At 70.3% G+C, this 13,375-nt stretch carries 13 protein-coding genes; 7 read left to right on the top strand and 6 right to left on the bottom strand.

Annotated features, from left to right (window positions below):
• Positions 1–19: 19 nt before the first annotated feature.
• Positions 20–1,279, bottom strand: coding sequence for a cytochrome P450 family protein (locus tag ABT186_RS08275; RefSeq protein WP_351924172.1), 1,260 nt, complete (start codon positions 1,277–1,279; stop codon positions 20–22).
• Between the two features lie 147 nt (positions 1,280–1,426).
• On the opposite strand from ABT186_RS08275, the gene ABT186_RS08270 reads away from it, so the two are divergent.
• Complete coding sequence (locus ABT186_RS08270; RefSeq protein ID WP_502973157.1) at positions 1,427–2,698, top strand: FAD-dependent oxidoreductase; 1,272 nt, start codon at positions 1,427–1,429, stop codon at positions 2,696–2,698.
• A 61-nt stretch (positions 2,699–2,759) separates the two neighbouring features.
• On the opposite strand, the gene ABT186_RS08265 is transcribed toward ABT186_RS08270, so the two are convergent.
• From ABT186_RS08265 to ABT186_RS08250, 4 genes are read right to left on the bottom strand one after another with little or no spacing between them, the layout of a single operon-like run.
• Positions 2,760–3,575 carry an ABC transporter permease gene (locus ABT186_RS08265; RefSeq protein WP_351236142.1) on the bottom strand — a complete coding sequence of 272 codons (816 nt, stop codon included), beginning with the start codon at positions 3,573–3,575 and terminating at the stop codon, positions 2,760–2,762.
• A 15-nt stretch (positions 3,576–3,590) separates the two neighbouring features.
• Entirely contained in the window at positions 3,591–4,481 is an 891-nt protein-coding gene (locus tag ABT186_RS08260; protein ID WP_351236140.1) for an ABC transporter permease, read from the bottom strand.
• A gap of 10 nt (positions 4,482–4,491) precedes the next feature.
• Positions 4,492–5,691, bottom strand: a complete 1,200-nt coding sequence (locus tag ABT186_RS08255; RefSeq protein WP_351924168.1) for an ABC transporter substrate-binding protein — start codon at positions 5,689–5,691, stop codon at positions 4,492–4,494.
• Positions 5,692–5,728: 37 nt separating this feature from the next.
• Positions 5,729–6,775 carry an ABC transporter ATP-binding protein gene (locus tag ABT186_RS08250; RefSeq protein ID WP_351236136.1) on the bottom strand — a complete coding sequence of 349 codons (1,047 nt, stop codon included), beginning with the start codon at positions 6,773–6,775 and terminating at the stop codon, positions 5,729–5,731.
• Positions 6,776–6,889: 114 nt separating this feature from the next.
• On the opposite strand from ABT186_RS08250, the gene ABT186_RS08245 reads away from it, so the two are divergent.
• Both ABT186_RS08245 and ABT186_RS08240 read left to right on the top strand, forming a co-directional pair.
• Positions 6,890–7,627 carry a FadR/GntR family transcriptional regulator gene (locus tag ABT186_RS08245; protein ID WP_502973155.1) on the top strand — a complete coding sequence of 246 codons (738 nt, stop codon included), beginning with the start codon at positions 6,890–6,892 and terminating at the stop codon, positions 7,625–7,627.
• A 39-nt stretch (positions 7,628–7,666) separates the two neighbouring features.
• Positions 7,667–8,422 carry a cache domain-containing protein gene (locus tag ABT186_RS08240; RefSeq protein WP_351924166.1) on the top strand — a complete coding sequence of 252 codons (756 nt, stop codon included), beginning with the start codon at positions 7,667–7,669 and terminating at the stop codon, positions 8,420–8,422.
• A 91-nt stretch (positions 8,423–8,513) separates the two neighbouring features.
• Here the strand turns inward: ABT186_RS08240 and ABT186_RS08235 are convergent, their stop codons facing one another.
• Positions 8,514–9,182: an MmyB family transcriptional regulator gene (locus tag ABT186_RS08235; RefSeq protein WP_351924164.1), complete on the bottom strand. Its 669-nt coding sequence runs from the start codon at positions 9,180–9,182 to the stop codon at positions 8,514–8,516.
• A gap of 221 nt (positions 9,183–9,403) precedes the next feature.
• On the opposite strand from ABT186_RS08235, the gene ABT186_RS08230 reads away from it, so the two are divergent.
• The 4 genes from ABT186_RS08230 to ABT186_RS08215 are packed head-to-tail and all read left to right on the top strand — an operon-like array spanning position 9,404 to position 13,285.
• Positions 9,404–10,057: a helix-turn-helix domain-containing protein gene (locus tag ABT186_RS08230; protein ID WP_351222898.1), complete on the top strand. Its 654-nt coding sequence runs from the start codon at positions 9,404–9,406 to the stop codon at positions 10,055–10,057.
• Between the two features lie 32 nt (positions 10,058–10,089).
• Entirely contained in the window at positions 10,090–10,620 is a 531-nt protein-coding gene (locus tag ABT186_RS08225) for a toxin-antitoxin system, toxin component (protein ID WP_351223004.1), read from the top strand.
• 18 nt (positions 10,621–10,638) lie between these two features.
• Positions 10,639–11,847 (top strand): MAB_1171c family putative transporter, encoded by a 1,209-nt coding sequence (locus ABT186_RS08220; protein ID WP_351222900.1) that lies wholly within the window; start codon positions 10,639–10,641, stop codon positions 11,845–11,847.
• Entirely contained in the window at positions 11,831–13,285 is a 1,455-nt protein-coding gene (locus tag ABT186_RS08215) for an NAD(P)/FAD-dependent oxidoreductase (RefSeq protein WP_351924162.1), read from the top strand. Before ABT186_RS08220 ends, ABT186_RS08215 begins: the two co-directional genes overlap by 17 nt.
• The last annotated feature ends 90 nt before the right edge of the window (positions 13,286–13,375 follow it).

Raw genomic sequence — 13,375 nt, 5'->3', positions numbered from 1 at the left:
GGTCCGGAGGAAGGAGCCTTCAGCCGTCGTCCGGATCAGGTCGGGACCGTTCGCGCATCCCGCCACCTGCCGTGAAGGTGACGGGCAGGTGCTCGGGCCCGCGCAGACCACTGGGTTTCCATCGCAGCTCGCTCGGCGGCACGGCCAGGGCGAGGTCGGAAAGGCGGCGCAGCACGGTCGCGATGGCGATCTGGCCCTCCAGCCGGGCCAGCGGCGCGCCCAGGCAGTAGTGGATGCCGTGCCCGAACGCGAGATGGGCGTTGTCGCGTCGGGTGATGTCCAGTCGCTCGGGGTCGGGGAACCGTGCCGGATCGCGGTCGGCGATGGCGGAGGCGATCAGGACGGTGGCTCCGCGGGGGATCATCACGCCCGCGATCTCGACGTCCTCGCGCGCGAACCGCGCGATGCCGGGATTGACCGGCCCGTCGTAGCGGAGGAACTCCTCGATCGCGCCCGGCAGCAGCTCAGGATCGTCCCGCAGCAGCCGCAACTGGTCGGGATGAGCGAGCAGCGCGACGATGGCGTTGCCGATCAGGTTGACCGTGGTGATGTAGCCGGCCACCAGCAGCAGGAACGCCATGGCGATGAGCTCGTCCTCGTCCAGCCGCTGCTCCTCGCCCCGGGCGGTGATCAGCGCGCTGAGCAGGTCGTCCTCCGGCTGGGCGCGTTTGACCTCCAGAAGCTTGGTCAGATAGGCGCGCATCTGTCGCCATGCCGCGTCCACCACGGCCGGATCCGGTGGCTCCGGCCCCTGGAGGATCATGGCATCGGTCCAGCGCTGGAAGTCGTGCCGGTCCTCCACCGGCACCCCGAGCAGCTCGCTGATCACCGTGACCGGAAGCGGCAGAGCGAAGTCGGCGACGAGGTCCCCGCGGCCGTCCGGCACGATCGCGTCGAGCAGGTGGTCGGTGATCTCCTGGACACGGGGCCGCAGCTCGGCCACCCGGCGCGCGGTGAACGCCTGTGAGACCAGGCGGCGCAGTCGGGTGTGATCGGGCGGGTCGGAGCGGAGCATGTGGCGCAGCATCGACCCGCGGTCCGTGGCCGGCAGGCGCTCCACGATCCGGGGATCCGACGCGTCACGGACGTCGCTGCTCAGGCGTGGGTCGGACAGGGCCGCGAGACCGTCGTCGAAGCGCGTCACCAGCCAGGCCTCCACTCCACCGGCGATGACGGCCCGCCGTACCGGGCCGTCGTCCCGCAGCTGCCGGTAGAGGGGGAAGGGATCCGCCACGAAGGCCGGGTCCCCGTAGGGCAGCAGAATCGGCTGCTGACTCATCACGCCTCCCGCTGTACGGTTTGCACCATTTACGCCACATAAGAACAATTCTGTGGCCTTATATGAACTCACCGCAGGTGTGTCAGTGTGGACATTGCCGCCTTCGCCGACGAGCCGAGCGGTGACGCAGAGAAGGGAGCCCTTGCGATGGAGCGGACCCAGTGCTGTGTGGTGGGTGGCGGCCCGGCCGGCATGGTCCTCGGGCTCCTGCTGGCCCGGGCCGGTGTGGAGGTCACGGTCCTGGAGAAGCACGGCGACTTCCTGCGCGACTTCCGCGGCGACACCGTGCATCCGTCGACACTGGCGCTGCTGGACGACCTGGGCCTGGCCGAAAGGTTCGGCCGACTGCCGCAGCGGCACGTGACCACGGTCCAACTGCCACTCGGCCCGGACCGCTCTCCGGTCACCGTCGGAGACCTCGGCGCGCTGCAGGGCCCGTACAACTACATCGCGATGGTGCCGCAGTGGGACCTTCTCAACCTGCTCGCGGACGAGGCCCGGCGCGAGCCGTCCTTCTCGCTGCGGATGGACACCGAGGCCACCTCCTTTCTGCGGGAGCACGTGGGGGTCTCCTCTGCTCGAGCGAAGCCGAGAACTCGGGGGAGGGTCACAGGCGTGCGGTACCGCACGTCCGACGGCCGCACCGGTGAGCTGCGGGCCCTCCTCACGGTGGCCTGCGACGGCCGAGGTTCGCTCGCCAGGTCGCTGCCCGAGCTGGGACTGCGGACGTTCACCTGCCCGATGGACGCCTGGTGGTTCCGGCTGCCGCGGCGGGAGGACGACCCGCAAGGGCTCGTGGGAGCCGTGGGGGACGGATTCATCTCCGCCATGATCGACCGGGGGGACTACTGGCAGTGCGCCACGCTGATCCCCAAGGGAACCGACGCCCAGCGCCGCGCCGCCGGTCTCGAGCAGTTCATGTCCGCATACGGGGACGCCGTCCCATGGCTCGCGGACCGGGTGCACGTACCGCGGTCCTGGGACGAGGTGAAGCTGCTCGACGTACGGCTCGACCGCCTCCGGCGCTGGCACCGCCCGGGGCTGCTGTGCATCGGCGACGCGGCCCACGCGATGTCACCGGTCTTCGGCATCGGCATCAACCTTGCCGTGGAGGACGCCGTGGCCGCCGCCCGGTATCTCGTCGAGCCGCTCCACGACGGCACCGTCGGATTGGGCGATGTGCGCCGCATCCAGCGCCGCCGGTGGCCCACCACGGTCGCGACGCAGGGGTTGCAGCGGATCGCACACGCGCGGGTCATCGGGCAACTGCTGGCGGGACGCCCGCCCTTCGGCGACGGCAAGCGGGCGCGACGCATGACCGAGCTGCTCACCACGTCTCGGTGGGTTCACCGGGTGCCGGCGTATTTCTTCGCCTACGGCGCCGTGCGCGAGCGTCCGCCGGCGGCTTCGGTCCGTTGAGCGGTGGGCAGGTACGGGAACAGGCCTGGATTCGGGAACAGGCCTGGATAGGGGAACAGGCCTAGATCCGGCTCTCCGTCGCCGTGTCCGCGGACAGCCGTTGGGCGATGTAGATCGGGATCACCGACAGCAGGACGAGGACCGCCGCCACCACGTTCACGACCGGCGCCTGCTGAGGCCTGGTCATGTTGTTGAAGATCCAGATGGGGAGGGTCTCGATGCCCGGTCCCGCCGTGAACGTCGTCACCACGATCTCGTCGAAGGACAGCGCGAACGCCAGCAGCGCGCCCGCGAACAGTGCCGAGCGCACCAGCGGGAACGTGATGTCGACGAAGGCGCGGAACGTGTCGGCACCCAGGTCCATCGCCGCTTCCTCGTACGTGCCGGAGGTGCGGCGCAGCCGCGCGACCACGTTGTTGAAGACGACGACGATGCAGAAGGTGGCGTGTCCGACGATCACGGTGAACAGGCCGAGTCCGACGCCGAGCGGCTCCAGGACCGTGCTGAACGCCGAGTTGAGCGCGATGCCCGTGACGATGCCGGGCAGCGCGATCGGCAGGACCACCACGAAGGAGATGGCGTCGCGGCCGAAGAAGCGGTGCCGGGCCACCGCGAACGCGATCAGCGTGCCGAGCACCAGCGCGATCGCCGTGGCGCCGAGGCCCGCCTTCACCGAGACCCACAGCGCACTGCGGGCGCCGGCGTTCTCCCAGGCCACCGACCACCAGTGCAAGGTCCATCCGGGCGGCGGCCAGCTCGCGCTGCGGTCCGGGTTGAAGGAGTTGGCCAGCACGAGCGCGAGCGGGACGTAGATCACCGCGAAGCCGAGTCCGGCGGCTATGCGCAGCGCGATGCGCGCGGAGCGGGACAGTTGCATGACGAGGGACCTCTTCTAGAGGCTGCTGAGCGCGCCCGTGCGGCGCATCGCCAGCAGGTACAGCACGATGACCACCACGGGAACGGTGCCCAGGGCGGCGGCCATGGGCAGGTTGAGTTCGATGTTGGAGTAGACGAGATTGCCGATCAGCTGGGTCTTGCCGCCGACGATCTGCACGGTGATGTAGTCGCCGAGGCTGAGCGAGAAGGTGAAGACCGAGCCGGCGGCGACGGACGGCAGCACCATCGGCAGTACGACCGAACGGAAGGTGCGGCCGGGCCGCGCCCCCAGGTCGGCGGACGCTTCCAGGAGGTTGGCGGGCAGCTGATCGAGCGCCGTGTGGATCGGCAGGATCATGTACGGCAGCCAGAGGTACGTCAGGGTCATGACGGCCGCCGGGAGTCCGAACCCGGGGCCGCTCAGTCCGAACGGCTTCAGCATCCAGTCGGCGAGCCCGCCCTGGGACAGGATCAGCCGCCAGGCGTACACCTTCACCAAGTAGCTCGCCCACAGCGGCGTGAGGATCGCAACCACGAGCAGCGGGCGCCACCTGGGCTTCGCGACGCGCGCCGTGCAGACGGCCAGCGGGAACGCGATCACCGCGCACAGGGCGGTGACTGCCAGGGCCACGCCGATACTGCGGAGGATCACCTGGCGGAAGACGGGGGTCGTCAGCAGCGCGTGGAAGTTGTCCGTCGACCAGACCTTCACCACCTCGGAGGTGAAGGAGTTCGTCGTCCAGAACGCGGAGACGAGCAGGACGCCGAGCGAGCCGAGGTAGAGCACGGCCAGCCACAGCAGGGGGGCGGTCAGGAGCAGGGACAGCCGCAGCCGCGGGCGGCGGTGCAGCAGCCCGGCGAGCCGCCGGGCGGGGGTCCCGCCGGCGGCAGGCAGGGTGGCGGTCATCGTCGCGTCCTCAGCCCTTGATCTCGGTCCAGGCCTGGACCCACTTGGCGTACGGCACGCACTTGACGTCCGTTCGGCCGTCGAGGCACTGCTCGATGGGCGTGTTCCAGAAGGCGACGTTCTTCCAGTAAGCCGTGTCGGCGGCGTGGAAGGTGGTGCAGAAGTTCTTGTCGCTGGTCTCCTCGCACGCCTTGGCGTTGGCCGGGGCCTCGCCGAAGTACTCGGCGACCTGGGCGTTGACCTTCGGGGAGATGATCCAGTTCATCCACTGATAGGCGCAGTTGGGGTGCTTGGCCTTGGAGTACAGCATCCAGGTGTCGGACCAGCCGGTCGAACCCTCCTTGGGCACAAAGGCCTTGACCTTGGCGCCCTCGCTCTGAGCGAGGTTGGCGATGACCTGCCAGGTGGTGCCGACCACGGAGTCACCGCTCTTGAAGGCGGAGACCTCCTTGAGGTAGTCGCCCCAGTACTCGCCGACGTTCGCGTTCTGCTGTTTCAGCAGGGCGACCGCCGCGTCGAACTGCTTCTGGTCGAGGGCGTAGGGGTCCTTGATCTTCAGCTCGGGCTTGGTGGCCTTCAGGTAGAGGGCCGCGTCGGCGATGTAGATCGGGGAGTCGTACGCGGTCACGTGGCCCTTGTACTTGGCCGCGTCGTCGAAGACGGCGGACCAGGAGGTCGGCGCGGGCTTGACCTTCTCCGTGTTGTACATCAGCAGGTTGGCGCCGCGGCCGTGCGGGATGCCGTAGGCCTTGCCCTTGACGGAGTTCCACGCCTGCAGCTTCAGATCGCTGAAGACGTCCTTGTAGTTCGGCACGAGGTCCGTGTTGACGGGGGCCGCGTCACCGGAGGCGATGAGGCGCAGGGAGGCGTCGCCGGAGGCGGAGACGGCGTCGTACTCGCCGGTCTTCATCAGCTTGACCATCTCGTCGGAGCTGGCCGCGACCTTGGAGTGGACCTGACAGCCCGTTTGCTTCTGGAAGTCGCCGACCCAGTTGACCTTCGGGTCGTTGGAGCCGTCCTCGACATAGCCGGCCCAGGCGATGAGGTTGACCTGTCCCTCGCTCTTGCCGAGCTTCGACTGCACCTTCAGGTCGGGCGGGTTGAGGCCCGTGGACGAGGACGACCCGCCCGAGCCGGACGAACCGCAGGCGGTGGCCGCGAACAGTACCGCGACGGCGGTGGTGGCTTGGAGGGTTCGGGTGAGACGCACGACGTTCTCCATACGTGAGGGGGCCTGGCGTGGGGGGTCAGCGGGCGTCGGGAACCTTGACGGTGTGGCAGCGGTGCCACTGGAGCCGCACGCGGGTGCCGCGGTAGGCGGCGACGTCCTCGGAGGAGGTCTCCAGGTTCTGCTGGAGTGCGGTGAGGCGGCCGCCCGCGTCGAGGTCCACGAGGAAACGGGTGGAGTCTCCGAGGTAGACCACTTCGGCGACGGTTCCGGTGGCGGTGGAGTGCTCCGGCTCGTCCGCGACGGCTGACTCCTTGAGCACCCGGATCTTCTCGGGCCTGATGCTGTACGTGCCCGGTGCGCCGACGACCCGGTGTGCCGCCTCGCCCTCGATCAGGTTCGAGGTGCCGACGAACGAGGCGACGAACGCGGTGGCGGGGCGCTCGTAGATCTCGGCGGGGGTGCCGACCTGTTCGATGCGGCCCTGGTTGAAGACGGCGATGCGGTCGCTCATCGTCAGGGCCTCCTCCTGGTCGTGGGTGACGAACACGAAGGTGATGCCGACCTCGCGCTGGAGCGCCTTGAGCTCGACCTGCATCTGCTCGCGCAGCTTGAGGTCGAGGGCGCCGAGCGGCTCGTCGAGCAGCAGCAGACGTGGGCGGCCGACGAGCGCACGGGCGAGTGCGACCCGCTGGCGCTGACCGCCGGAGAGCTGACTCGGCCGCCGCTTGCCGAAACCTTCGAGGCGTACGTCCGCGAGCGCCTTGCGGGCCCGTACGAGCCGCTCGGCCTTGGGCACCTTGCGGACCTTGAGACCGTAGGCGACGTTCTGCTCCACGGTCATGTGCGGGAAGAGCGCGTAGTCCTGGAAGACGGTGTGCACGTCCCGCTCGAAGGGGGCGAGACCGGTGACCTCCTGGCCTGCCAGTTCGATGGTTCCGGAGGTGGGGCTCTCGAAGCCCGCGATCATGCGCAGGACGGTCGTCTTTCCGGAGCCGGACGGGCCCAGCATCGAGAAGAACTCCCCGTCGGACATCTCCAGGTCGACCCCGGCCACGGCGGTCGTGTCACCGAACTCCTTCCGCAGCCCCTGCAGCCGGATCGCGCTTCCCGCGCTTCCCTCCATGGACGGGAACCTTTCTGGCGCACTCTTACGTTGAAGCGAAAAGATATGAAGTCATAGTTCAAACCTCAAGGCCCCCTTAAGGTAAAGCTTGAGTCAACTGGCAAGGTGGTGGCCGTGAAGCACAACAGAGGCGGCGGAGCCCGGAGAGCCGTGTTCACCCCGGTGGACACCCGGGCTCGCGTGGAGACGGTCGTCCGCCGGCTCGGCGACGCCATCGAGCTCGGACTGCTCGCCGACGGTGAGCAGCTGCCCGGAGAAAGCGAACTGGCGGGGCAGCTGGGCGTGTCCACCGTGACCTTGCGGGAGGCGCTCATGGCCTTGCGCCAGCAGGGTCTGGTCACCACCCGGCGGGGACGCGGCGGCGGCAGCTTCGTCTCGCTGCCCGCTGACCCGGGCGAGGAGCGGATCAAGGCGCGGCTGATCGGCTGGAGCACGGAGGAGCTGCGCGACCTGGGCGACCACTGGACGGCCGTTTCCGGCGCCGCGGCCCGGCTCGCGGCCCAGCGCACCGAACCGGACGACCTGCAGCAGCTGCGCCGCACCCTGGACGAGTTCGCGGCGGCCGAGGACGCGGCGGCGCGCAGCCGGGTGTACGGCCGGTTCCATGTGGAGCTCGCCGCCGCCGCACAGTCCGCCCGGCTCACCCGGGAGCAGGTCGCGCTGCAGACGGAGGTCGGGGCGCTGCTGTGCCTCGTGCTCGGGGACGACACCTATCGTGAAGAGGTGGTGGAGCGTCACCGCTCCGTAATCTCCGCCGTGCAGGATGGAGCCGACGATTCGGCCAGGGAACTGGCCGAGCGGTGCGTCCAGGAATCGACGGCACGACTCATCGCGCTGCGCCTCGCCCTGTAACGCGCCGGCATCCGGTTCCTTGTGCGCGGGAGGGCGCCCATGAGCAGGAGCACCGGCCTGGTCGCTCTGCCCGAGGCGGACGTGGCGGCGCGGGTCGGCTCCGCCCTCGAGGCGGTCTTCGACGCCGTCGCGGCCACCCGCGCCGATACGACGGCACTGCTCGCGCGGGTGGCCGACCAGGGGCGGCGGCCCGCGACCGTGGACCTGGCGGGACTGCGCCCGGGACTCCATGCGCGGCTGGCCCGGCAGGAGTTGGTCTCCGGCGTGGGGTTCGTGGCCGCGCCCGGGCTCTTGAGCGACGTACCGGCATGGCTGGAGTGGTGGCAGACCGGCGCGGACGGCGACGTACGGCCATTGCTGCTCGACCTGGATCCCGCGCAGTCGGCGTACTCCGACTACACGCACTGGGACTGGTTCGCGCTGCCCCGTGACACCGCACGACGGGCGGTGGCGGGTCCGTATGTGGACTACCTCTGTTCCGACGAGTACAGCCTCACGCTGTCGGCACCCGTGCACATCGAGGGACGGTTCGCGGGAGTGGCCGCGGCCGACGTGTATCTGCGGCACTTCGAGGCGGCCGTCCTGCCGCTGCTGCGGGGGCTGCCGGGGCCCGCGCACCTGGTCAACGCGCGGGGGCGGGTGGCCGCCTCGGCCGATCCGGCACATCTGGCCGGTTCACTGACCAAGGGGCCGGACTTCGCGGCCGCGCTGGAGGGGGCGCGGCCGGTGGCATGGCGGGGTCTGCGGCTGGTTCCGTGCGCCGGCGTTCCGCTCGTGCTCGTGGTCGGCCGCTGAGACCGGCGGCCCAGGAGGGGCGACGCACACAAAAGAGCCCCGGAGCCGTCGGCGACCTGAACGCCGACGGAGCCGGGGCTCCGGAAAAGCCTCAGTCGCGCGGCGCGGGCACCACGCTGAGGTGGCTCGCCGTGCGCCGGGCACGGCGAGCCGTACGCGGGGCGGGAGCCGGACGGCGTGCCTCGCGCAGTACCAGGGTCAGTCGCGAATAGCCCATGTCCTGAAGGGTCTTGGGGGTCTCCCCCACCACCCTGCAGTCGGAGCCCCAGCGCGGGTCGGGGTGCAGAAGCGGGCGAACCGCCCCGTCGTGCTCCACGGCGTGCGGGCCGACCGCGCGGATCCAGTGCGGCAGGCCCTGCTGGTAGGCGGCCTCCATGATCGGGTCCTGGGCGATGTCCCGGCGGATGGACTGCAGTCCGTGGTCGTGTCCGTGCCGCTCCACCGCCGCCGCGAAGTGCGCCAGCATCGGCAGGCACCAGCTCGACTCGTGCTCGCCGAGGATCGTGCCGGCGTCCGGGTGGAACAGCACGAACCGCAGGAAGTTGTCGCCCGGCATGGCCGTCGGATGCGGCGCGACGTCGCGGAAGAGCGTCTCGAACGCCGTGTTGGCGAGGACCACGTCCCAGCGGTGGTCGAAGACGACGGACGGAAAGGGCACGGCTCCGAGAAGCGTGGCGTAGTCCTCGAGGTACGCCTGTGCTTCCGGACTCTCGGGGACGGGCCGCGGCTGCGACCGCTGCCCTCCTGCCTGAAATGCCATCGGGAGGTCACCCCTCTTGCCCTTGCGGCCTTCACGCGGCGCCTTGATCCTGCTGCCCCGGGTGTGCGGTGTCAACTATCGTGGCATTTAGCGCCTGTTGACGGCTGAATCTCGCCACAGTTGTGGCGAGACCTGGATGTAAGTTCGAGACAACAGCTAGTCTCCGGATGGTTCCGGGTGACCATGAGAACGAGCTGTGAAGAGACGTAGGAGACCTGTCGGTGACGGATGGCTTCGAGGTTCCGGGCGCCGCGACGGGTCTGCTGCCTGCCGTCGTGGCCCGTGTCACCGCCCTTGCCGACCGGCTCGGCGTGCGGCACACGGAGATCTTCGCCGTCCCGCGCCTGTCGGTCGAATCCGGCGTCCCGGAGCCGGTGGTGAAGGCCCTGCTGGGTGGAATGCCCGCCGGAGAGCCTGATCTTCAGACGCGCTTCCTGCAGCGACTCGACCTGCTGCGCCGCACCCGGCTCAAGCCCAATGGACGCAGGTACACCCAGCAGGAGATCGCCGACGGCGCGGGCATGTCGCGCCAGCAGGCGGGTGCCCTCATCAATGGCGACCGGCGCCCCACGATGGAGCACTGCGACGCCATTCAGCGCTTCTTCAAGGTGCATGCCGGGTTCCTCACGGCCGAGGATCCCGAGGCGCTCGCGAACGCCCTCCAGCGCTCCGAGCAGGAGCTCCTCCAGCAGCTCGCGGACCGCGAGCGCAAGGCGGCCGAGGTCGCCGCCGACCCGCTGGAGCGGCTGCTGCAGGACCACGGCGTGCGCGGCATCGCCTGGCGGGCGGCCCAGCTGCCCACCGACCAGCACCGCGACAAGGTCGCGGAGTGGCTGGACATGCTCCTTGAGAGCGTCAAGCGGCCCGAGTCCTGATCCGGGAGAGAACCGTGGGCATCGGAAGGGAAATGCGCCGTCTGTGCGGCGAGTTGGTCGCGGAGCTCGCGCTCCCGGCGCCGGCGGAACCCGCCGACCTCTACACCGCGCTGTGCGACGGCATGAGCAGGCGCCGCGGCCGTCCCGTGCAGTTCCGCACGGCCCCCTTCCCGCCCGGCACGGCGAGCGGTCTCTGGCTGGACATGGCCGACCAGGATCTCGTCGTCATCGAGGAACGCACCGCCCCCGATCACCAGTTGGTGATCCTCGGTCACGAGCTGTGGCACATGAACGCCGGTCACCACGGCCACCACGTGGAGGGCGCCGCCGTCGCGGCCCGTTTGCTGAGCGACACCGCCGATCTGCAGGCGACCGTCCACAAGGTCGCCGCCCGAACGCACTTCGACCTCGCGGACGAGAAGGAGGCCGAGAGCTTCGGGCTTCTGCTCGCCAGCAAGTGCCGCACGTGGCTGGCCGGATCATCGTTGCGCGGACCCGTGAAGCGGGACGACCTGGCGGGCCGGATCGAGGCCTCGCTGGGGTATCGCGGGCCACAGGGCTGAAAGGCGACACGCCGGACCATGGACGGTTCCAGCTACTACCTGCCGGCCGCCGCGATGGGGGTGGCCCTCGCGGTCAAGGCGCCCGCGCTGACGCGTTCGTGGCGCGATCCGCTGCTACGGTCGGTCTGCGCGCTGCTCGCGCTGGCCGGGTTGGTGTTCTTCTTCGCCGCGCCGCCGACGATCGCGAAGGTCAACGACCTCACGGGCGTCACGAACTTCTCGGCGCCGCTGGTGTACTGCCTGCTGAGTGCATTCAGCGCGTCGTGCCTGGTGCTCGTCGTCAACTGGCGCGGCGGACCGCCCGACGAGACCCGCCGCACCTCCCGGCGGATCATCGCCGGGTACGGTGTGGTGATCGCCGCCCTGATCACGCTGTTCGCCCTCGGCCACGCCCCGGTGGAACGGCTGGTGGACTTCGACACGTACTACGCCCGGACGCCGTACATGCGCGAGATGATCGTGCTGTATCTGCTGGCGCTCACCGTCGCCGGTGTCGCGATGAACTTCATGTGCGGACGCTGGGCCCTCCAGGTGCGCGGCTGGCTGCGCGCCGGGCTGCTGATCATCGTGACCGGCTATCTGTTCAACCTGGCCTATCTGTCGACCAAGTTCACCGCCGTCATCGCCCGCTGGTACGGCCTCGACCTGGACTATCTGAGCAGCGACGCGGCGCCCGTGCTGGCCTCCGCAGGGGCGCAGATCAGCGCGGTCGGCTTCTGCCTTCCGCTGGCCTGCCAGCGGGTCGGGGACAGTTGGAGCACCTGGTCGACGTACCGTCGGCTCGGGCCCCTGTGGCGTGAGCTGCGGCCGGTGTCCGCCCACGCGGACCGCGGGGTGCGGATCGCCTGGTGGTCGGCGGCCGAACTGCAGGTGACACAGCGGGAGTCCGACATCCACGACGGCATGCTCAGCCTGTACCCCTACTTCGACTCCGAGGTGCGCGCCCGCGCCTACGACGCCGCCGTGGCGGCGGGCTCCGAGTCGGCCCAGGCGCAGGCCGAGGCCGACGCGGTGATGGTGGCGGTCGCGGTGCGGGCACGGGCCGCCGACCCGGAGGGCAGGGTGATCCGGTCGGCGGGGGCGAACGATGCCCCGCCGGCGTCCCCCGAGGGTCCCCGCGACCTCGTGCGGATGTCGATCGCCCTGCGTCAGTCACCCGTTGTCGCGGCCGCCCGGGGGTCGGCCGGGACCAGGCCAGGAAGCGACTTCCATGAGCGAACCCGCTAGCACCTCCCCGGGTGCGGCACCCCGTAGGACCGTCGTCATCGGCGGCGGTATGGCCGGCATGCTGGCCGCCGCGGCTCTGAGCGCGTACGCCGACGTCACCGTCGTCGAGCGGGACGTGCTGCCCGACGGCCCCGAGCCACGCAAGGGACTCCCGCAGGCCCGGCATGTGCATGTGATCTGGTCCGGGGGTGCCCGCGCCATGGAGGAGCTGCTGCCGGGGGTGACCGACGCGTGGCTGGCATCGGGCGCCCGGCGTATCCCGCTGCCTACGGGGCTGGTGTCGATGCAGCCGCGGGGCTGGTTCCGGCGCTGGCCCGAGATGCAGTTCATGATCGCGTGCAGCCGGGATCTGCTCGACTGGGTGGTGCGGGAGCGGGTCGTCAAGAACGAGCGCGTAACCGTGCTGCAGCGCACGGAACTACTGGCCCTGGAGGGCGGAGCGTCACGGGTGACCGGCGTGCGTGTGCGGACGGCGGACGACGAGGAGCGGATACTGGAGGCCGACCTGGTCGTCGACGCGTCGGGCCGCGGTTCACGGGCCTCGTTCTGGCTGCAGGCGCTGGGCGTGCCCGAGGCGCCGCTGGAGGAGGTGGACTCCGGGCTCGCCTACTCCAGCCGGATCTTCCGGGCGCCGCCGGGAACGGAGGAATTCCCACTGGTCAACGTGCAGTCGGACGCGACGGTTCCGGTGCCGGGGCGGACGACGACCATCGAGCCGATCGAGGGCGGACGGTGGCTGGTGACGCTCTCGGGCACCCGCGGCGGTGAACCACCCGCCTCGGCCGAGGAGTTCGAGGCATTCGCGCGCGGTAGCGTTCGGCATCCGGTGGTGGGTGAGTTGATCGCCCACGCGGAGCCGCTGTCGGACCCGGTCGTCACCCGCAGCACGGTCAATCGCCGACGGTTCTACGAGAAGGTCAAGGGCTGGCCCGAAGGGTTCGTGGCGATCGGCGACTCGGTGGCCACGTACAACCCCGTCTACGGGCATGGGCTGACCGTTGCCGCGCAGGGCGCGGTGGCGCTGGGAGCGCAGGTCGGCGAGCACGGGCTGACGGCACCGGGGCTCGCACGGCGGGTGCAGCGGGGGGTGGCCCGGCCGGTGGCGACGGCCTGGGAGTTCGCGACCAGCACGGACATCCACTACCCGGGGGCGATCGGCAAGGCCCCGGGCCTCGCGAACCGTCTCCTTAGTGCGTATGTCAACCGCCTGATGCTCGCCGCGACGGGCCGCCCGCTGGTCGCCAAGGCGTTCTTCGACGTGGTCACGCTGTCGAAGCCGACGAGTGAGCTGCTGAGGCCGGCCGTTGTGCTCGCGGTCCTGCGCGGCCCGCGCCGCCCGCAACTGACGGCCCCGCCGCTGACGCGCGCCGAGTGGGAGGCGGTCACGGGCAGGGCGGAGGGTCCGGAGGACCCTGCGGCCAGGGAACGTGCGGCTTAGACTTCCCTCCCTGTCACGGCCCCGCGATTTTGTCGAGGCCGCCCGGCCCCGACCGCACGGAACGTCACCGGTCGGCTCCCGGCGGCGGCC

The organism is Streptomyces sp. NPDC001634, from assembly GCF_040298185.1.
Classification (GTDB): domain Bacteria; phylum Actinomycetota; class Actinomycetes; order Streptomycetales; family Streptomycetaceae; genus Streptomyces.
The sequence above is the reverse complement of the archived record's forward strand: the minus strand, read 5'-3'. Positions and strand labels throughout refer to the sequence as shown.